Here is a 20,021-nt window from a genome sequence, read left to right as displayed (position 1 = left end):
TCACCTCACTTTATCTCCTTATTCTCATGCGTACGCTTTTCAATGGTATACTGACTTTTACTCATATCAATTTTTCCGGATTTTGTTTTCGGTTTAATATTAAAAACGTTTTTCTTTGATGCAATAAAAAAACCAGCAACTGCACAAATTACCGTTACCAATATGCCAATCAACGATTCATTACTCACCTTAGAATTCTCCTTTAAACATCCTGGAAGTTTCTTAACTTTTAATTAAAATCCAACACATTATCCTATGAAAAACCAACCATATACCTTATTATATTTTATCATTTTGTTTGCATCTACTGCTACATTTTGAACTATTCTGTAAGACTTCTTCTTTTCCCACATCTTCTCTGATACCTTTATCGTTTTTTCCTGGATTCTTGACACTATATGTTATTGTATAAAATGCATAAGAAAATGTATAACCATATTGATATACCTCTAAACCATGGACCAACAAAAAATAATACAATATTCAAAATAATAAAGAGTCCCAATGTAATCCAATTTCTTACGGGGTGTACAAATATACCTTTTGTTGTTGATTATTCAATATTTGCGTCTCCTTCAAACTCTTCAATGACATTCTTATATAAAAGAATGATTCTATAAGTCATTAATTAAGATTAAGGTATATTGAACGCCATGGTCGAGTGGAAAAAGAACCTCTCGGAAGATGAATTCGCGGAGCTTAAACGATTACTGGACTTACGGATGGAACTGGAGATACTGCAAGCGCGGGAATCCTTTATGCAAAGATTTAAGATCGCTGGGAGAATTATGGTCAAGGTACTTAACGTAGAGGATCAAAAGGGTTAAAGCCGGAATTAAATAACTCATTATCTCGGTTCGAAGAGGAGTAAGGCTTATTTATTTTATCTGCAAATAAAACATCTGGCTTGGTAACACCGCTTTAGTTCACTTTTCGTTCGATTAATTTCCAGAAAGATAAAAAGTAAATACCAACACCTAAGCTGTAGATAGCGCAAAACACAAACCAAAATCCCAACCCCTAGAATGCTGGCTTGAATTCAATCCACTGTAAGTGATACGGCTCATTATATCATCTCAAAGGCAAAAAATTTAGGGTACCATTATTGGGTACCCTAAATTCATGTAAGTGTGGGAACTAAGCGTATTGTGATTCGAGTAATTGGGAAAAGGACTTGTACGTGCGATAGCCGCGTCCAATCATATTACGTACTACCCGTTATGCTTCACCGCCATATGCCGCCTTAGGATGAACGATTGTAATCAGTCTATGCATTCGTGCAACAAAGTGCTGGTTGATATTTGAGTAGTGAGTTACAATGTCAATGATGGGATTTCTTGTATCGGACATAAAAATGATAGGCTTCTTCCCAGGCCGACTCCGGCGTTCCAGCCCAACCGGCCGCTTCGTTGTACCAAGTGTCGTGAAAAGCATACAAGACCCAATAATAGGGCTGTAGCCTGTTATCGCCTTCGCTTGGAGTCACTCCGATTTCAATTTTGTAAGCTGGTTGTTGCATTGCCGACACTCCTTCCCTTAGTACTATTCTTTACCATATGAGGAGGATATACACGATATGTTGCCCAATAAATACGAACTAGATCTCGAACAACTAAAGAAAATAGCCCAAGAACAAGGGAATCGGATCAACTTCTCTTTTATTGTTATTACAATCAAGCCAAAACCGGATGAAATACCAAGTATTCTGGAATATTTCAACGAGCTTGATATTGAAGTTATCTTTTCCGACGTCGAGCCGGACAGCACGGAAAGCATGGAAAATTTCGAACCCGATAACAATATCAGACCATTCGACCCAAACAAGATTGATATCAAAATGGATAAAATGACGGTCGATGCGCTGATCAGGAGAATAAAGGATGGCGCTATTGAATTTACTACCGACTTTCAGCGTAAAGCGGGACTGTGGAACAATGTTCAGAAAAGCCAGTTGATCGAATCGTTGCTGTTAAAGATACCTTTACCGGCCTTCTATTTTGACGCAAGCGATGAAGAGAAGTATTTGATCATCGACGGACTCCAACGCGTCACAACCATCAAGGAATTCGTGGTCGTGAAGAGTTTCCCATTAGTGGGCATGGAGTTTTTGAAGGAACTTAACGGTCTAACATTCGAGCAATTGCCTCGTTCTCTGCAAAGGCGGATTGAAGAAACAAACATCAACACATATCTTGTAAGTCCGACTACGCCTCCTAATGTCAAATTCAATATATTCAAAAGAATCAATACCGGCGGTCTAACGCTCGAACCGCAAGAGATTAGAAATGCACTTTATCAGGGACATGCGACAAAGTTTATTGGCGAACTGGCGAAGCTTCCAGCTTTTTTAAATGCAACAGACCACAGCATCAAAGTAGACAGAATGCTCGATAGAGAATTTTGCCTGAGGTATGTCGCCTTCACCTGCTTGCCGCTAAGTACATATAACGGAGTCGTGGATGATTACCTAAATGCGGCCATGATCTATATCAACGAATCTTCTGTCAGCGACAGAGAACGGATTAAGAGCGATTTCAATCGCGTCATGTCGGCATGCCACAGGCTTTTTGATAGACATACATTTCGCAAGATGTCCTCTGACCAAAGAAGACGCCCAATTAACAAGGCGCTGTTCGAGGCCTGGTCACATGTCATGTTCGAGATGATTTCATCCGATTTGGAAATCATATTGAAGCATAAATCTACTGTCTGGAAAAATTTTATCTTTTTATGTGAACAAGTCACTTTCGTCAATGCTCTGAAAGCGAGCGAACGAAGATCCGTAGCTTACAGAATTAAGGCAGTGCAGCAGCTGATAACCAATGTGCTTGAGAAGGAGCGCGCCCATGATTAAAAATGTTCACCTTAACAATTTCAAATGCTTTGAATCTCTAAATTTGGAGTTGGCGAACCTCAATGTGCTGTCCGGCATCAATAGCATGGGCAAATCGACTCTCGTCCAGGCACTTCTCTTACTGAGACAGTCCTACAACCTCGGGTCAATTTCGAATGGACTGCACTTGAACGGAGAAATGGTTAACATCGGCATAGGTAGCGATTTGCTCTATCGTGACAGCGACACCGATGAAATAAGAATAAACGTTATCGGCGAACATCAAACTTTTCATTGGAATTATGCCTACACACCGGAGTCCGACTTTATCAAGCTCAAAAGCGAATCGAACAATCTTGGCGAGTTGGAGAAATTAAATCTTTTTCAGCCGAACTTCAGCTATATCTCAGCCGATCGCGTCGCGCCGCAACGGTTTTACAAAAAATCGTATCATCAAGTTGTTGACAAGAAGCAAGTTGGCTACAAGGGGGAATTGTTCGCCGACTATCTTGCCGAAGGCGGTCTCTTCGAAAAAGTGGCGAATAGTACGGTATTGCATCCGGGTGCTGACAATAGCTTACTCTCCTTGCAAGCAGAAGCATGGCTATCCGAGATAAGTCCGGATATTAAATTGGGCATAGAAGAATACAAGCAAGCCGGGGTTGTGGGTGTATCGTATTCAATTGGCGGTGCATCATACTCTTTTAGCCCGCTGAACGTCGGCTTCGGCATCAGTTATGTCATCCCGGTCATTGTGTCCATATTGAAAGCCAAACCAGGAGACTTGATCATTCTGGAGAACCCGGAAGCTCATCTGCATCCCCGAGGACAACGAAAAATGGGTCAGCTTATTGCCAAAGCCTGCGCCGGAGGTGTGCAGATTATTGTTGAGACGCATAGCGATCATTTGTTGAATGGCTTTCGACTCGCGGTGAAAAAGAAAGAAATTGACCGTAGCCTTATCAGGCTGAACTATTTCTATCGCCATGTTCTGGTAGATAAGGTTATTCACGCCAAATCATCACCTGCTATTCTTGATGATGGCAGTCTCTCCGATTGGCCAGATGGCTTTTTTGACGAATGGGACAAGGCAATCGAGGAATTGTTCTAGGAGGACCTGTATGAACATTGTATTAAATGAATTATCTCTATCTCCAATTAAATACAAAGTACAATCTGACCAAGAAGCCAGGAATATCATTGATCAATTCGTCGAGATGCTGCATGGTCTGATATCCCATTTGGGAATCAAGAGCATTATAGCGGCAGACGATTTCTACTCTTTCCGCATAACGTCCGACTATGGTATTCAAGAGTGGCTCAAGGATATATACGTCAAGAAGAAGGATAAAGATTTTATGCGTATTGTGCTCGGAAACAAGTGTACACGTATTCACAAAGAAAACTATGCTTTAAGTGAGTTTAAAGTACATGCCGGAGAAACATATTTAAGCGGAACTGGATGCCTTGTTGCATACGAACTAAACGGTAAAACCATCAGTTTGGTGACCCATTCACTATGGAGTGAGCACAAGATCAGCGGCATTCATATTACTCTCGATTCAGAAACAGAAGAGACGCTTTCCACTGAGGCGCAGTTAGATAACATCTTCAGTTCCGCCCAGGTAGCGCTTCTGCAAGATGAAGTCGTTGATCACACCTTTCAACACATTTCCTCGGGATTAGATCTATGGGACAATAAAGCGCTCCTGTTTCCCCATCTCGAGTTTTGCGACAGTGTCAAGGATCAGTTGATAGAGGACTCCCAAGGATTTCACTTAAAGCAGGTGTTGCTAAAGCTTCAACGCATGAACGCATACTTCAGGGACGATGACACAGAGTATGATCCACATAAACTTGGAATGAAAGCCCGTACAGAATCTGAATCCGTCCAGCAGGATCCTGAATTAAAGAAACAAAGAATGTTTCGCATGCCAAACGGGGAAACCCGATATTTCTTCGATCACATCAGCTTTACGGGGAATTACTGTGGCAGAATACATTTCCTTCCGAATAAAGCTAATAAAATATGCTGTATCGGATATATTGGAAAGCATTTGAAAACCAAAAGATTCTAATTAACGTATCATCTATAATATATTAGGCGAAATCATTTGTGGTATTATTCAGCTTAACGGGGCTATCGGCGAAAAAATGCTAAAAGAGCTGAAAAAGTCCAACTCCTGAGTACGAGATTTCTTTAATACATGACCGAACTTAATATCTACATCGTAATAGAAAGAATGGGAACGAGGACCATGCACGAAATCAAAGCTGAACTGCTCAATGCAATTAGATCATAAAAAACAAAATTGACGATGAACAAAATAACTATCCTTGACTGAGGAATCCCACATAGTCTGACAAAATTAAAGCGGGGTCAATAAGTTTGGCACGAGTAAATAACCATCATTATAACTCTGATAGTTTGGAGAGCATATTGTTGAATCAACTTTATCTAACCCTTGCTTTCAAATATTCTCCTTAAAAGTGATATGCTGGGAATCGATATCCTGCTCGAAAGCGGGTCCGTTCTCAATTCTGTGGAAGCATGGCCTACACCTTAAATTTCAACCAAAAGTATGAAAGATTTATTCTCACAAAAATTGTCTTTGCAACTAGAAATAATATCTAGAGAGTCTATTTTGAAGATTGGGGCATTAAACGTAAACGAATTAGGTAGAATACTGAGTGAGATGTATAACAAAGCACCTCATCGTGATCGGGAAAATCAATTTCTTTGGTGTTATATATGCAAATGTGATTCTCCGTAATAATTTCAGCGTGTAACGGAATCTGGGATTAACCCTTCATATGCAACGAGATTCAATAAAACTATTTGCTTATGTAATTCCTAAAGATTAAGATTATATAAAATCGCGAATTCTTTAAGTGGCCCTCATGTAGCGTTAACGCTGGACGGTAACAAATACGTCGGCAACGTCAAGTTCATCTTCTACGAGGACCACAAAGTATTTTTTAAGCGTTGCCCTTCCACTCACAATAAGGCAGAAGGAACTTTTTTGTCTAGAAAATCCCTTATTATCCAGCATAATCTCCTATTTTTTTATACTACGACCAGCTACAGATAACTGGCACAGACTCATTCTCTTCTATACTTCTATTTAAATAATTCAAGCCGAACACGTCCGAATGCATCAGCCATTTCCACAACAGAATTAAAGCGTGCATCAATATCTGCTGCCAAGCCTCTCAAAAGAAAATGTTTAACTCCTTGACTGTTACTATAGATTCCATTACCGTGTTTCTTCCCACATAGTATAAAGTTTACAATCTGGGCCAGAGCGTAAATTTCATGACGCACTTCGTAGTTTGCAAATCCCACCTTTGTTAAATCGGGATCATTGAGTGAGCCCTTCACACTCGAATCTTTACTCGTCAAGGAACTTTCTGGAGCTTTAACGAGACCAAAATCTGATATTTTTAGTACAGTCCATGGTTCATCAAAGTGATGAATTAAAATATTATGATAACTTATATCCCGGTGCAATATTTTCTTCTCATGAATATAGATGAAAGCATTAAAAAGCTGACCAATAAGCTTAAGTCTATCCTGCATTTCCAATTTAGTATTGTTAATACGAATGTAATCTGCTAAGGTTCCCCCATTGGCAAATTCGAGGGTATATTCATTCTTTTCATCATTATAGTTGTAGGCTTCTATGATATAGGGCGAGTTCAGATTCCGCGTGATCTCAAATTCATTTTTAAACCGCTGCAACTCCTTTGCTGTTAACTCAACCTTTGCACGTTTCAAGGCAAACCAACGATTATAATGTGGATCTTTATATTTAAATACTTGGGCGTATGAACCACCACCGATTAGCTTAGTTTGAAAAGTTTCTTTACTTGGTGAACGCTTGATCTCTACGACGTTCATCATAAAAAAAATTGCTCGATGTTCAATTAGCTCAATTTTTAAGAAATCCGCAGGAATAGTGCTGCCGCCGCTCTTACTCAAAAAAGAACTGCACCTAGATATCAACTCCATATAATATGAATCAAATTCAAAGGCTGCTGATGATTTCTTCAAATTTGCTTGAAGCTTTTGTAAAACTTCAATTACATCAATCAATTCCCTACTTGGGTCCGCATTGAAATGCCCCCCGTACCCATATGAAAGCTTTTGATTCATGAAAGCAAATAAATTATTAAATATGGCATGAAGTAAGGGGAATATTTGCTTAAGGCTCTCACTCTCAATGCCTTCATAATAATCGTCGAAGAATGCAGTTGCATCTTTCATATTTGAGAATTGATCGTTGAGCTTACGGGCTTGTACACGTAAATACTCATCAATCTCATGCATTAGAATAGCCATACTATCGACCCCACATATGATTTTCACTTACTTGCGCTATATATTTTACCACTTCCATTATTACCAGCAAATATATACATGATTGGCGTTTGTCTATGCATGAGAGCCATCCGAATTGGCTACAGGAACAATATTCCCGTTGCTGTATTCCTTTACGATTAGACCTTCTAGGGTTTTATATACGATGTAAGTGTCATTTGCTTTTGCATCCAGCTTGGCGCGATCTCCGGTGAGCTTAATAAACTTCTCTAAATCTTTAAATTTATTCATGGTTTCACCCTTCCATCACTAGTATCTACATTTAAATTAACTATATCATAGCAAAACACTTCTCCATCAAGCATACTTGTTTTTCTTATATCATTACTACAGAAATTCCCTTAAAGGAAGCCTGGAATATCAACAGGGTCTGAAATACGGATTCACTACAATAAATCCATAACCTCGTTGAATAAGAGGAAATTCATGGTCAGATAATACTGAACCTTTATTAAGAAAATCTGTCGAGCCTGAAAAAGTAACGTTTAATTAACTCAGCATATTTCCCGCCGCATCAATGATATCTATGAAATATACGAGAAAATCTTTGTCCATGTCATCAACTACTACGGTTGTATGTTTAATCTCACTCTTTAGTGGCATCGATCTTCCTCCGCATTCTTTCCATTACCTGATCATGGTCAAGTAATTCTGAACCTTCTGCAATCTGCTTCTCCGCTACTAAGAGCTTAGACTGTAGTTTAATTCGTGCTTCCATTCGCCGGTATGCCTCATGACTCATGACAACTAAATCGGCTTCTCCGTTACGTGTCAAAACCACTGGCTCATCAATCTCGTGACAATATTCTGAAAACCCTTTGTAATCTTGTCTAATTGTTGTTGAGGGCTTGATATGCATGATTAAACAACCCCTTCCTCATATGGCATTATTCAGATTACATGATGTCATCAAACTGACAGTTGCTGCTACTCTTCGCATTACCACTATTGATGTTACGGTTCAGCGTGCTATATGAGACAGCAAGTTATAAGGCCATTCTTTTGAGATGGCCCTTTCTTTGATCTCGATAGTAATGACCTTGCCCTAATAAAATAGTTCAAAGAATAAGTTTGCTTTCCTTTCCTAAAAGCAGTCTTTTTATATTTCCCGTATGCCTAAAAATAGTCATAACCGACATTAAGCATGCAAATAAATAAAAATAAAAGGTATTCCCGAAAACAGGAATAAATGAAATAGCCGCAAAAAGCAATGTTGCACATATTGTGCCTAAAGAAACATAACGGGTTAAAGCTACTATTATTACAAAAAAAACAAGGCACACAAGGGCCATAACCCAGTTAACCATAAATAGCACCGCCACTGCTGTAAGTGCTCCCTTGCCTCCTTTAAACCCAAAATATAACGGCCAGTTATGCCCTATAACTGCACCTGCTCCTGCCGCTAAAAGACTTACGCAATCTTTAGCCTCTCCCGAATAAAAGTAAACGCCAAGGAACAAGCCTATATAACAGGCAATTATCCCTTTTAATATATCTCCCGCAAGAACAAACACCGCGGCAGATTTCCCAAGTACCCTAAGAGTATTGGTAAGCCCGCCGCTGTTGCTTCCATGGCTTCTTATGTCCTTGCCATATATTTTCCCTACAATCACCGCTGTATTAAGGCTGCCTAGCAGGTAGCCTGTAGCTAAGGCCACAAAAAGCTTTAAGATATCAATCATAACTCTTCTCCCTTAAAATTAATTATTACGACTTATATTCTTCACAGCACCGCACTATCCTGCTCACAAAGAACCGGTTCAATCCATTTTTGGCATATATATTATATTCGCAACCTAGTGCCAAGACCCCTTTCCGAGGTGTCATTTTCAATTCCAGGAGTAACGTAAGAATGAGAATCATCAAGAAACAACAGGATTTTGACGTCCTACGCCGCGCCGTTTCACTTCCTGCGGCACTCCTCGTTCGGGTCGAGGACTACTTCAGCCAACTAAGGAACGAACTAAAGGACGATGCGGAGGACGAATTTTGCTTGGGTAAACATTTCTTAATCGTCGTTCTCGAAGTGGCAGATAATGTATGCGATCAGACTGATTCTATTTTTTGCACCCGTATCACTTTGGGCTTTCTGTCTGCCCCAATAAGTCGACGCTTACATCAAATTAAAGAAAAAGAAACCTTCGAAAGATGATTTTGCGGAGCTTGAACGATTACTGGACTTACGAAGAAAATTGGAGATACTGCAAGCACGGGAGTCTTTTTATACAAGGGTTTAAGATTACTGGGAGAATTATGGTCGAGGTACTTAACGTAGAGGAACCTCAATGGAGAGCTTCTTCTCCCATTTGAAGACGAAAGCACTCTATCATTACGATATCCGATCGATCGAGGAAGCACAAAGCAATTGAAGATTATATCCATTTGTACAACAACCATCGTCCGTAGAGAAAATTAAATAAGCTGTCTCCGGCACATTACCGAAAACAGCTTATGGGCAGGGTTTTCTAGATGTCCATTAAATGGGGGCTTGACCATACCCGTTGAATGCTTTTTTCAATATACAGGCGGTTAAGGCTGCAGCAGCATCCGTTTCAAGCTCGCGATTTGCGCCTCGCTTAAGCCGATTTGCGCCAAGTAGCTTTCTGCGCCGCCGAATGATCCGTACAGATGGTCGAGCATCATCTCCATATTCTCCGGGGCACTGCCGAGGAATATTTCATACATCTCAGCCGGCAACTGGGAAGGACGGTCCTGACGGAGCACGTCCATGATTGGTGCCAGGTTCACTTCCGTCTCGGCATAATCAGCTACGATAACCGAACGCGGCGTACCCGCGAGATCAAGCAGCAGGCCGGCGATTACGCCGGTCCGGTCTTTGCCCGCCGTGCAGTGGAACAGGACGCCTGCGCCTTCCGCTTCCACCATCCGCTCGAATACCTCGCGAAGCAGCGGACCGCATTCATTCAGCATGCTGACGTACATATCTCCCAGACAGCGAATGTTCAGCGCCGCCGTGGTCGCAGGATTAATCAAGCTGATATTATGATAAGCTATCCGCTCTGAAGCAGCGAATACATTGGGCTTCGTATCGAGCTCATGCTGGTGGCGAAGGTCGATTACGATGCGCACGCCCGCTCCCCATATTGCTTCCTGATCATCCGCGGTCAACCTATGCAAACCGTCGGCACGAAGGAAACGTCCCTTCTGTACCGTTTGTCCTTCAGCAGCTGCGTAGCCGCCGATATCCCTTACGTTAAATGCTCCCTTCAGCTTAAGAAGCCGTGCGTTATCATTTGTTGAAGTCGTCATTATTTCAGCCCGCCTTTTACGAAAGAGTCTATGATTTGTCTTTGCAGCAATAAGTAGATGATTAATACAGGCAAGCTGGCAATTGTCGTTGCCGCCATAAGCGCTCCCCACATGTTGCCGTCAGAGGAGATGAACATTTGCAATCCCTTTTGCACGGTGGAATTGTCCAGCTTGGTCGTCACGAGCAGCGGCCAGAAATAATCATTCCATGAGGTAATAAATAAGAGAATGCCGATAGAGGCAATCGGCGCTTTCAGATTCGGCATAATCGTGCGCCAGAGCACGCCCCAGTCAGAAGCGCCATCCAGCCTTGCGGCTTCGATCAGCGTTTTCGGATAGGACTTAAACGCATTATACAGCTGCAGCACCGCGAAAGCCGATGCGATATTCGGTACGATCAGGCCGGCCAACTGGTCCCGCCAGCCAAATCCGCTGATCGCCACGTAATTTGGAATCATAATCACTTGAAACGGAACCAGCCATGTGAGCGCGATCAAACCATAGATCAGGTTGCTGCCGCGGAATTCCCAGCGCGCGAACGCATAAGCGGCCAAGATACTCGTCAGCAGCTGCATCACCGTCTGAATGACTGCGACTACGATGGAGTTGGTCAGCATCCGGCCCATCGGAATGGCGTTCCAAGCTTGCACGTAATTATCTAAGGTGATATGAAGCGGAAATAAGCTTGAAGTAAATACCTCGCTCTCCGGCTTCAAGGAGGTTACAACCATCCAATAGAGCGGAAATACCGCCAGCAGCGAGAGCGCGATAAGCGCGAAATGCTTGACCGTCACGGCGGTAAAAGAACCGAAGGAGCGACCTGCCTTCTCCATGTATGTCTGCCTCCTCTAATTATCGAAGAACGATAGCTTCTTCGTCAGCTTCATAAACAGCCAAGCCAGCACGCCGAATCCGAGGAAAAAGACGACCGCGGCAGCGGAGCTCGAGCCGATGTTGAACGATTGGAAGCCGTACGTCCACAGCAAGTAGTAAATATTCGTCGTTGTATTAAAAGGTCCGCCTTGCGTAAGAACATTAATATACGAGAAGCTCCACTCCGAAGCGAACAATGTGCTCATCATCGCCATAAACAAAATCGCCGGCGACAATAAAGGCAGAATGACATGCCAGATGATCTGGAACCGGTTGGCCCGGTCGATTTTCGCCGCCTCGATATATTCCTTATTAATGCCAGTCATCGCCGCCGAGAAGATAAGCGTACTGAAACCGATCAGCTTCCAGCCCGTTATGAACGTAATCGACCAAATCGCCCAGCGCTCGTCGGTAAAAAACCGAATCGGTTCGGACAGGTGGAACCAGTCCGTAAGCGCCTTGTTCAATATCCCGTTCGTCGGATGCATGATCCAGCGCCATACGGACGATACCGCTACCGGAGCCATAATCATCGGCAGGAAGATGAGCGCCCGGTAAAGATTGCTCGCCTTTCTGCTGATATTATCGGTTGCAATCGCAATGATTAGCGGGATAATAAGCGAGAACGGAATCACGCCAATCGTATAGATCAGCGTGTTCCATAACGCAATGCCCATCTCCGGCAAGCCCGTCAGGTTAGTGAAGTTTTTCATGCCGACATATTGCTTCGGCGAAGTGGGCAGCAGATTCCATTGATAGACGCTTAACTGGAACGTTTGGATCAACGGTTTATATACCCAGAAGCCGATGGATGCCAGGGCCGGCAATAAATAGAGGTACGGCTTTATTCGGCCAAACCGCAGCAGGAACGACTTGCGTTCCTTGCTTTGCGGCTTGGCTCCCGCTGCCTGACGGTTCATTCCTACTGCTTCATAGCTCATCGCCTTAACTTCCTTCCTCTTCCCAAATCATGTTTGCCTATGAATGCCCTGCTTTCACTTCTGTTATTGGATCAGCGCTTGCGCGCGTTTTTGCGCATCCTGCATAATGGCTGCAACATCGCCGTCGCCTGCGATCGCCTTTGAGACCGAATCGTTCAGGATCGTCTCGATTTGCTTCCAGTTCGCGCCTGGATACGATACCCAAGGCTTCAAGCTGTCGAGCTGTTCCAGGTTCGGCTTCACAAGCGGATTCGCCGCTACCCAATCCTTCAAGTAATTCGGGTCGTCTATGATAGCTGGACGAAGGGGCAGGTAGCCGATCTCCGAAGTGATAATCGTATAACCGCGTTGGCTGGTTGCAAATTTCAGGAATTCCCATGCCGCTTGCTGCTTCGCTTTGTCATCCGACAAAATAAACAATGCGCTGCCGGAGTTGACCGGAGTCGTCGGTTTATCGCCAAATGCCGGCATTTTGGCCGTCTTCAGCTCCCAGCCGCCTGCTTGCGATGCGGCTACGAACGAGCTTTGCAGCGCACTGGTGAACAGCAACATACCGATTTTACCCTGGCTGAACGCTTCGATCGCTTCGCCGTCATTCAGCTTGCCATTGGCGCCGCTCTTGATCAGATCCTGCCACATTTGCACCATTTCAACCGCTTCCGGTTCGCCGAATTTGATCGTTTTGCGGTCGTCGGAGAGAGCTTGTCCGCCGTTGCTGCCGATCAGTGCCTGGATAATCCAGTCTCCGCCCGTCGCTCCGCCTACATGCGCGCCTGTCATGCCAGTCTTCTCGGCGATTTTCAAGCCATAATCCTTCACTTGCGCCCAAGTTGTCGGCGGAGCAGCCGGATCAAGGCCTGCTTCCTCGAACAGCTTGGCATTGTAGAACAGCACCGGCGTGCTGAACGTGAATGGCAGCCCGAATGTCTTGCCATTTAATTGACCGAGCTTCAAGCCGTTGGGCGAGAAACCTTTGAAGTTACTTTTCAACTCGTCCGCAGCCACGATATCCTCAAGCGGCTTGGCGTTGAAATTGTTTACAGCAAAATCAAGACCGTCGAACGTCAGCTGTGCGATATCCGGCGCCGAACCGGCTACGATATCCGCCTGCACCTTAGCGTTAATATCAGTAGAAGAAATCGGAATGGCATCGATCTTAATATTCGGATGCGCCGTCTCGAATTCGCTGATCAGCTTCTCTGTTCCCGGCACTTGGCTAGCAATCGCCAGATTATAGCTGTAAAACTTCAGCGTAATTTGCTCGTTTGCAGCCGCATTACCCGCATTGCCGCCATTAGCAGCATTCGTACCGGAGCCTGTCCCCCCATTGCCGCACGCTGTCGTAATCAAGGTGAGCGACACTAGAGCAGCCGCCAATCTTTTCTTGTAAGCCATTGTTTCTCCCTCTCCTCTGTAAGTTCATTCGAGCCTTTTGTTTGTATTCAAAGCTATTTAATACGATGCCTGCCAATCCTTAAGCATGGGCGTGCGCGGCATCCATTTTCCACTCGAAAACGACTTTCTGATCGCCCGCCATCGCCATCGGATGCACGATCATTTGTCCTTCCTTCACCAGCACGAGGTTGTAGCCGCTGTTGTCGACGAACTTCATGCTCTCATTGCTCGTCGGTTCGATTCCGAATGCGACGCCTGTTGCCGCAGCGCTTGGAACGCCGTGGAACAGCCCGATATTGTTGCAATGAATGTGGCCGGAGAGCATGCCGATAACGTCGCTGTCTGCGATCGCTGCCGCAAGATCCTGGGGATTGTCCAGCAGATGGCTGTCCATTAGCGGAGTCAGCGTAGGAACGACAGGATGGTGATGTACAATAATCGTTCCACTCGGAGCAGGCGTCTCCAGCTCTTCGCGCAGCCACTTAAGCTGCTCCTCGTCCAATTCCCCTGCATGCTTGCCTGGAATTTGCGTATTAAGGACGATCAGTCGCAGTCCGCCTTCCATCACCGTGTAATAGTAGGATTGTTCGGAAGGCTCTTCCTGCAAGTAGCCTTCGCGGAAAAAGGATCTCGTGTCGTGATTGCCAAGCGCGACATAGACCGGTACGCCGAGCTTCTCTTTCTCCTCGTCCAGCACCATACGAAGGTGGCGGTAATCTTCCGTGTCGCCGTCTTGTGTCAAGTCGCCGCTGATGACGACGAACGCTGGCTTTTGACTGAGTCTTCCGAGCTCCACGAACGTTTCACGCAGCTTCTTGGTCATGTCCATTTCGAACAGCGGGTTTTTACCAGGTACGTTAATATGCGTATCAGTCAGATGTGCGAAGAAAATGGGTTGTGTCATTATTTTGCCTCCTTGGAATGTTTTTGCGGCTTGTAGCTGCCGATCTCGCCAATTCCGTCCAAATGTATAACCCGGTAAGTTGGCTTTCCATCACGCACGTTAACCCATAACAGTACATTATCGCTTTCCGGCCCTTCGCCATGGGCATGTCCGCCGGTTCTGCCGAGCTGAATATGTTCGCCATTGCCGGATACGGAGTATTCCATCGCGTGAAGGTGACCGGCGAAGATGGTATGAGGCCGTCCGTCCAGCAAGCCGATCAGCTTATTGTACCGCTCGTTCTCCGACTTCCATCCCGGTTTGTGCATGCTGACAAACGTCCATTTCGCATCGCGGTTCTCTTCCAGCACACGCTCGGCGAAAGCCATTTGCTCGTCACTGAACGCGAGATCAATGCGGGACATTCCTTCCAGCTGCTCCGGAGACATGCGGCTTACCATGTCATTGTAGAAAGCTTGCATATGCGCCGTCATCTGTTCCGGATCGTTCTGAACGTTGAACGTCGTTTTTTTAATAATGTCGATAAATTCATCAGAAAGCTCTGTCGGAGGATCTTCCGTGTTAAGTATGAGGAACAACGCGTCTCCTGCCCGAAAAGCATAATATTCGAAGCCTTTTCTTTCCCGCCAGACGTCCAGCATCACTTGATTGCCGTAATCATGGTTGCCGACGACATGGAAGAAAGGCAATCCAGTGGCCTCGATTTTCTCATCGATATACTCCCATTCCGCTCTTGCGTCCGCAGCATCCTTCCAGTAGCCTTCGATCAAATCTCCTACTGACAGGACGAAATCCGGTTTCAAATCCGCTACAACCTCCAGCGCTTTCTCGAATACTCCTGCCGTTGCCATACCGCAACGATCGCCCAATACTGCAAATGTAAAATCTCCTGCCGCAACCTCCCGCAATTGGCCGAACCAAGGCCGCTTGTCCGTTTGGAAATGGACATCATCATACCATAACTTACCAGCATATCGGCTTGCTTGAAGTATTGTCACAAGTCTTTCTCCTCTCAGAACAATGGATGTTGTTTGATCGCTCGAGTTCAGTATGCAGGTTGTATGTAAGTGGATTGTTATCGCAGTCTAAATGATATGTAAATCTCCATGCTGGGCTAAAATGCAAAAAAAGGATGCCTGTTTATAGGCACCCTTCTTGTATATTAGGTATGGTTTTAGATGACGCCGCTCAGAATCAGCTGCTCCGTCGTATACTTATAATTCTCTTCAATGGCTTCTTTCGCCCCGTCATAATCTTTGCGCAGCAAGGCTTGATAAATTTTACCGTTCATTACATTGGCCCACTGCGGCTTGTGCTGCGGGAATTGCTTGCGGAAGGTAACCATCCGGCAGACGAACTTGCCACGGTAAGACTCCAGCACCTGCAGCATGTAGTCGTTGCCAATGGCGCTTAAGATTGTCTCGATACTCATTAACGAATTGTTGTAGTAGCCTAGATAGTCTCCGTTCTCGCGGGAAGCGTACTGGCGCTGTAAATAAAGATGAAGCGCTTCTAGATCGAATGCCAGCTCTCTTTGCTTAGCCACTTCCAATACAAATAGCTGCATCGATACGAGAACCTCAAGCATCTGGCTGAATTGCCGAAAAGAGATCTCCTTCACGAGAACGCCGCGCCCTTTAAAGCTTTCGACGAGCCCTTCCTTCTCCAGCAGCGAGATCGCCGCACGGACCGGCGTCCGGCTCATGCCAAGCTCACCCGCCAACTCGTTCTCCGACAGGAGCATGCCCGGCATGACTTCTGCCCGCACGATCCGGTCCTTGATTTGATTGTATGCTTCCCATTCTAACGAAGTCGCCCGCATGCTATCCTATCCTTCTTCTTCATTTGGACTTTATACTAGCAAACCGATAGTCATAAGGATAGTAAAGATATTGTAAAGTGAAGTGAATAATTGTGTGCTTTACCACTATACGACTCACCGTGTCTGATCTTAATCTATCCTGCGTGGACTAAGATGACCCTTTATCAAAATGGAAAGTGTGCTTGACATCGATTGCGTTGCACGATATATTTTGATCATGGAAAGTTAGCTTTCCATCAGGAGGGAAACGCATTGAACAACCGCTTAGAAGAAATTCGCAAGAAACGCGGAATTAAGCAAGAAGAATTAGCGGCCGCTCTTGAAGTGTCCAGGCAAACGATCGGTTCGCTGGAAAACGGACGTTATAACCCATCAATCCTTTTAGCGTTCAAGATTGCTCGTTTTTTCGGTATGAGTATCGAAGAAATCTTTATTTATGAGGAGGATGAGCATATATGAACAAAACGATTTTGTCTTATTTGATCACAGTTGCAGGTATAGCAATACTAGCAGTCGGTGTGTACTTCATCAAAACAATTGAAGATCCGCAAGGTTTGCTGCGAGCATTGCCTTATATCTGCGTTGGACTTGGCGCTGGTATGTTCGGTCACGGTATGGGAGAAATAATGCTCCGTTACGCTATGAAGCATAACCCTGCCGCCGCAAAGCAGCTAGAGATTGAGAAGAATGATGAGCGTAATTTGGCAATCGCCAATCGGGCAAAAGCGAAAGCATATGACATGATGATTTTTGTGTTTGGAGCCTTAATTACAGCATTGGCCTTAATGAATTTAGATTTAACAGTAGTAGTGCTATTAGTTTTTGCCTATCTGTTTATCCTTGTATATAACTCTTATTACCGCTTCAAGTACTATAAAGAGATGTAACAAATGGAGATCAAAAAATCATATCTGACACATAGTAATGGAAAGGAATGATGACGTGACAAAATTATCTTTTAGTGGACTAAAATATGGAGAAAGCAATGTGGAAATAAAATTATTGGTGGATGTACAAAATGATTGGTTTGAGATCACGCACACTAAGGAAGTGTCTCAAATCATGAATAAATCAACAGGTGAATATATCATAATAACTCGGAACACCTTGAAATATGAGGCTGCTTCATAACACGAAGAAACAGTCACTCTTCACCATATATATAAATTCATGCCCCGCAGGGAATTCCGCAAAAAACTTGCCCTTATTTATGATACGATTCACCGTAACAGGTCTATCGGCGAAATTCCGACGGTTTCCTGGCGGAGCTGGTATAGAACTTGTTAGGGAGATAAATAAGCCTCCAAACGCATTATTGCCCGATAGCAAGGGTCGTTTTATGCCGTTATAAACGAAACAAACCCAGCCTATAGTAAGGTCCGGGTTTGGAATAAATACATTTTTCATGGAATAGAGTCAACTTTGTAAATCGAAATATTCACAAGGTAGGAGCAGGTGGTTCGTCTATTTTCATACGGAGTAAACTATATGGCTTCTGCCGCAGGTCATCTCCATAATGAAATCTTGCCTGCCGATGTAATTGGTTCACGATGAAATATAAGTATTGATCTGGACCAATAGAAAAAGTATCCGGCCATAAAAGCCTCGGATCATGTGCGATGGTTTCCATTATTCCATTCGGCAATATCTTTCGAATACTATTGTTTTCATAGTCTCCAGCATAAACGTTTCCTTTTGCATCGGTGATCATTCCATCTGAAGCACCTTTTTCTCCCCAATACTTCACGTGAGATTGTAAATTCATATCCGGTATCGTTCGGTCTCTTAGGGCTTCCGTTGAAATCGAGAACAGATGACGACTGGAGAGAGGACAAAAATACAACATCTTGCCGTCCGGGGAAATCGCTATACCATCGGATGCCAATCTAAAAGGTGAAGCAGATCCGTCTTTGTTTCGATTCATCAGAATTTGACCTTCGACTTTTGGTAAGAAAAAGCGATCGGGCGAAGTTGAATTTGCCCCGTTTAACCGTCTCCAGGCATAACCGGTTTCTATATCAACGACAATAATAGCTCCTGGTCCTCGGGAAGACGAATCCGTTATATACGCATAACCTGCTTTACCAACACGAAAGTCAACTCGGACATCATTCAAATAAGTGGTTGGAAGGACAACATCCTCCGTAAATGAATATACCCTTCTTATGGTATTTGAATTTAAATCTACAGCGACTAACTTCGCCCCCCCTTTGATGGGTTCTGAGAAATTAGGAGCTCCCGTATCCAGTACCCAAAGCGTTCCCTGTCCATCCGCAACAACACTTTGGACACTAACGAAGGACGTTGTAATATTCGATGGGCTTACCACATTGACGTCTAAACTAGGATAAGGCTGCAAAGTGCCGCTAACGATTTCAGCCACCGTAAATTTAACATCGTCTCCCCATTTCGGAAAGCAAATAAATATGCGCCCGGTTTCAGAAACAGTAACACCTGTAGGCATGGCTCCGTAAAATAAAAAAACCGCCTCAAACGTACCGAAATACTTTTCACTCGGTAACATCACTTGTATAAAATCCTCCTCAACAAGTTCGAACTACTATCACCTATTTATATGTCTGAATGTGGTTCAAGTGCCTAAATAATAAAATAATTTTACGGGCCCCCCGGAAGGTTCGTGTCTATGACGGACAACGAGGAGCTGAGGGTATAGAAGAAGCCTTCAAAACCATTATTTAAGTGGAATTGAAGGCTCCCTTTGTTAGAATTGACCATTTAAAGTTTGAGGGGACAAAAAAACAAATTCGGAAAACATCATACGCAGCGTCTACATAGACAGACGACCATACCTCTGCATTAGTGAGCTTGACTCCACTTGTATCCGAGAAAGAAGGAGAAACTCTGCCACTACCAAAGCTACCGTTTTATTGTTGGTCCGGCAGATGTAATGCGTTTGCTGAAGTTTGCGCTTGATCTAGAAATTCCTCTGCTTGGGTCAATTGCTGCCGGGCCGTCTCCAAAGCTTGTGAATTTGTTGCCGCATTAGATTCATTAATCGAGCTTATCGCCTGATTTAAAGCGGTTTGCACCTCAGAAACCGCGTTAGAAGCATGCTGCTCCAGCGTATTGCCGCTCGAGTGAAGTGTACCTTCTGCCGGTTTTCTTGCATTTTCGGTAGCTAGATCAATTTTGTTTTCATTTGGCAAGATGATTCCTCCTTCCTTGAGCAAAGATCAATAACTTAAACAGAAATAAGTATGCGGTTGAGATTTTGTTTATATTCTTGCGACTGCATGGGAATATTCGGACCCCACATTTCCGGCAATCCATTTTAGTATAGGGATCCAATGCGTTGGAAAGTCTAACTTTGATCTAAGAAAGGAAGGGATCATTACTCAGTGAATATGTCAACGCTAGCGCCACACGAATCGATGGAACTGCACGAAGCGTTAAACTTCAAAACGCTCTGCCTCGCTAAGTCAAAACTTATGCAAGGCTTGGTCTTTGACCAGGAGTTGAAAGCGTTAATGCAGAAGGACGTCATTCTATCCACACAACAGATCGCCGAGCTCCAGGCCATCTACGCAAGAGCTCCATTCCAAGCGCCTGTTCCGAATAGCCCGACACCTATCACTCATTAA

At 44.1% G+C, this 20,021-nt stretch carries 24 protein-coding genes; 9 read left to right on the top strand and 15 right to left on the bottom strand.

What is annotated here, in order from left to right:
- Positions 1–5 precede the first annotated feature (5 nt).
- Entirely contained in the window at positions 6–188 is a 183-nt protein-coding gene (locus tag ACFVSO_RS05810) for a hypothetical protein (protein WP_387471039.1), read from the bottom strand.
- 465 nt (positions 189–653) lie between these two features.
- Here ACFVSO_RS05810 and ACFVSO_RS05805 point away from each other — a divergent pair, with 465 nt between their 5' ends.
- Positions 654–827 carry a DUF6809 family protein gene (locus ACFVSO_RS05805; RefSeq protein WP_387471659.1) on the top strand — a complete coding sequence of 58 codons (174 nt, stop codon included), beginning with the start codon at positions 654–656 and terminating at the stop codon, positions 825–827.
- A gap of 494 nt (positions 828–1,321) precedes the next feature.
- On the opposite strand, the gene ACFVSO_RS05800 is transcribed toward ACFVSO_RS05805, so the two are convergent.
- Positions 1,322–1,519 carry a hypothetical protein gene (locus ACFVSO_RS05800; protein ID WP_387471037.1) on the bottom strand — a complete coding sequence of 66 codons (198 nt, stop codon included), beginning with the start codon at positions 1,517–1,519 and terminating at the stop codon, positions 1,322–1,324.
- Positions 1,520–1,576: 57 nt separating this feature from the next.
- Here ACFVSO_RS05800 and ACFVSO_RS05795 point away from each other — a divergent pair, with 57 nt between their 5' ends.
- The 3 genes from ACFVSO_RS05795 to ACFVSO_RS05785 are packed head-to-tail and all read left to right on the top strand — an operon-like array spanning position 1,577 to position 4,911.
- Positions 1,577–2,854 carry a DUF262 domain-containing protein gene (locus tag ACFVSO_RS05795; RefSeq protein WP_387471035.1) on the top strand — a complete coding sequence of 426 codons (1,278 nt, stop codon included), beginning with the start codon at positions 1,577–1,579 and terminating at the stop codon, positions 2,852–2,854.
- Entirely contained in the window at positions 2,847–3,944 is a 1,098-nt protein-coding gene (locus ACFVSO_RS05790; protein ID WP_387471033.1) for an AAA family ATPase, read from the top strand. Before ACFVSO_RS05795 ends, ACFVSO_RS05790 begins: the two co-directional genes overlap by 8 nt.
- Before the next feature lie 10 nt (positions 3,945–3,954).
- Entirely contained in the window at positions 3,955–4,911 is a 957-nt protein-coding gene (locus ACFVSO_RS05785) for a hypothetical protein (RefSeq protein ID WP_387471031.1), read from the top strand.
- Positions 4,912–5,954: 1,043 nt separating this feature from the next.
- Here the strand turns inward: ACFVSO_RS05785 and ACFVSO_RS05780 are convergent.
- The 4 genes from ACFVSO_RS05780 to plsY form a co-directional block, all read right to left on the bottom strand.
- On the bottom strand, positions 5,955–7,175 hold the full coding sequence (locus ACFVSO_RS05780; RefSeq protein ID WP_387471029.1) for a protein kinase family protein: 1,221 nt from the start codon (positions 7,173–7,175) through the stop codon (positions 5,955–5,957).
- A 93-nt stretch (positions 7,176–7,268) separates the two neighbouring features.
- Positions 7,269–7,445: a hypothetical protein gene (locus ACFVSO_RS05775; protein ID WP_387471027.1), complete on the bottom strand. Its 177-nt coding sequence runs from the start codon at positions 7,443–7,445 to the stop codon at positions 7,269–7,271.
- Positions 7,446–7,800: 355 nt separating this feature from the next.
- Positions 7,801–8,073 carry a type II toxin-antitoxin system Phd/YefM family antitoxin gene (locus ACFVSO_RS05770; RefSeq protein ID WP_387471025.1) on the bottom strand — a complete coding sequence of 91 codons (273 nt, stop codon included), beginning with the start codon at positions 8,071–8,073 and terminating at the stop codon, positions 7,801–7,803.
- Positions 8,074–8,272: 199 nt separating this feature from the next.
- Positions 8,273–8,896: a glycerol-3-phosphate 1-O-acyltransferase PlsY gene (gene plsY, locus ACFVSO_RS05765; protein ID WP_387471023.1), complete on the bottom strand. Its 624-nt coding sequence runs from the start codon at positions 8,894–8,896 to the stop codon at positions 8,273–8,275.
- Between the two features lie 170 nt (positions 8,897–9,066).
- Here plsY and ACFVSO_RS05760 point away from each other — a divergent pair, with 170 nt between their 5' ends.
- Entirely contained in the window at positions 9,067–9,366 is a 300-nt protein-coding gene (locus ACFVSO_RS05760; protein WP_387471021.1) for a hypothetical protein, read from the top strand.
- 377 nt (positions 9,367–9,743) lie between these two features.
- Here the strand turns inward: ACFVSO_RS05760 and ACFVSO_RS05750 are convergent, their stop codons facing one another.
- The 7 genes from ACFVSO_RS05750 to ACFVSO_RS05720 form a co-directional block, all read right to left on the bottom strand.
- Positions 9,744–10,484 carry a tyrosine-protein phosphatase gene (locus ACFVSO_RS05750; protein WP_387471019.1) on the bottom strand — a complete coding sequence of 247 codons (741 nt, stop codon included), beginning with the start codon at positions 10,482–10,484 and terminating at the stop codon, positions 9,744–9,746.
- Entirely contained in the window at positions 10,484–11,317 is an 834-nt protein-coding gene (locus ACFVSO_RS05745) for a carbohydrate ABC transporter permease (protein ID WP_387471017.1), read from the bottom strand. Before ACFVSO_RS05745 ends, ACFVSO_RS05750 begins: the two co-directional genes overlap by 1 nt.
- Positions 11,318–11,332: 15 nt before the next feature.
- Positions 11,333–12,298, bottom strand: coding sequence for a carbohydrate ABC transporter permease (locus ACFVSO_RS05740; RefSeq protein WP_387471015.1), 966 nt, complete (start codon positions 12,296–12,298; stop codon positions 11,333–11,335).
- 63 nt (positions 12,299–12,361) lie between these two features.
- Positions 12,362–13,693 (bottom strand): ABC transporter substrate-binding protein, encoded by a 1,332-nt coding sequence (locus ACFVSO_RS05735; RefSeq protein WP_387471013.1) that lies wholly within the window; start codon positions 13,691–13,693, stop codon positions 12,362–12,364.
- Positions 13,694–13,772: 79 nt separating this feature from the next.
- The gene (locus ACFVSO_RS05730; RefSeq protein WP_387471011.1) at positions 13,773–14,597 is read right to left on the bottom strand and encodes a metallophosphoesterase family protein; all 825 of its coding nucleotides are present in this window, start codon (positions 14,595–14,597) and stop codon (positions 13,773–13,775) included.
- On the bottom strand, positions 14,597–15,595 hold the full coding sequence (locus ACFVSO_RS05725) for a metallophosphoesterase family protein (RefSeq protein ID WP_387471009.1): 999 nt from the start codon (positions 15,593–15,595) through the stop codon (positions 14,597–14,599). Before ACFVSO_RS05725 ends, ACFVSO_RS05730 begins: the two co-directional genes overlap by 1 nt.
- Positions 15,596–15,771: 176 nt before the next feature.
- Positions 15,772–16,419: a GntR family transcriptional regulator gene (locus ACFVSO_RS05720; protein WP_387471007.1), complete on the bottom strand. Its 648-nt coding sequence runs from the start codon at positions 16,417–16,419 to the stop codon at positions 15,772–15,774.
- A 252-nt stretch (positions 16,420–16,671) separates the two neighbouring features.
- Here ACFVSO_RS05720 and ACFVSO_RS05715 point away from each other — a divergent pair, with 252 nt between their 5' ends.
- The 3 genes from ACFVSO_RS05715 to ACFVSO_RS05705 are packed head-to-tail and all read left to right on the top strand — an operon-like array spanning position 16,672 to position 17,550.
- On the top strand, positions 16,672–16,878 hold the full coding sequence (locus tag ACFVSO_RS05715) for a helix-turn-helix transcriptional regulator (RefSeq protein ID WP_387471005.1): 207 nt from the start codon (positions 16,672–16,674) through the stop codon (positions 16,876–16,878).
- Entirely contained in the window at positions 16,875–17,306 is a 432-nt protein-coding gene (locus ACFVSO_RS05710; RefSeq protein WP_387471003.1) for a hypothetical protein, read from the top strand. The genes ACFVSO_RS05715 and ACFVSO_RS05710 overlap by 4 nt, the downstream gene beginning before the upstream one ends.
- 55 nt (positions 17,307–17,361) lie before the next feature.
- Positions 17,362–17,550, top strand: a complete 189-nt coding sequence (locus tag ACFVSO_RS05705; protein ID WP_387471001.1) for a hypothetical protein — start codon at positions 17,362–17,364, stop codon at positions 17,548–17,550.
- Between the two features lie 307 nt (positions 17,551–17,857).
- On the opposite strand, the gene ACFVSO_RS05700 is transcribed toward ACFVSO_RS05705, so the two are convergent.
- Together ACFVSO_RS05700 and ACFVSO_RS05695 are read right to left on the bottom strand one after the other, a co-directional pair.
- Positions 17,858–18,943, bottom strand: coding sequence for an L-dopachrome tautomerase-related protein (locus ACFVSO_RS05700; protein ID WP_387471652.1), 1,086 nt, complete (start codon positions 18,941–18,943; stop codon positions 17,858–17,860).
- Positions 18,944–19,304: 361 nt separating this feature from the next.
- Positions 19,305–19,586 carry a hypothetical protein gene (locus tag ACFVSO_RS05695; protein ID WP_387470999.1) on the bottom strand — a complete coding sequence of 94 codons (282 nt, stop codon included), beginning with the start codon at positions 19,584–19,586 and terminating at the stop codon, positions 19,305–19,307.
- A 192-nt stretch (positions 19,587–19,778) separates the two neighbouring features.
- On the opposite strand from ACFVSO_RS05695, the gene ACFVSO_RS05690 reads away from it, so the two are divergent.
- The gene (locus ACFVSO_RS05690; RefSeq protein WP_087568447.1) at positions 19,779–20,021 is read left to right on the top strand and encodes a spore gernimation protein GerQ; all 243 of its coding nucleotides are present in this window, start codon (positions 19,779–19,781) and stop codon (positions 20,019–20,021) included.

Origin of the sequence: Paenibacillus sp. NPDC057967, assembly GCF_042887015.1 — a bacterium.
Lineage (GTDB): Bacteria > Bacillota > Bacilli > Paenibacillales > Paenibacillaceae > Pristimantibacillus.
The sequence above is the reverse complement of the archived record's forward strand: the minus strand, read 5'-3'. Positions and strand labels throughout refer to the sequence as shown.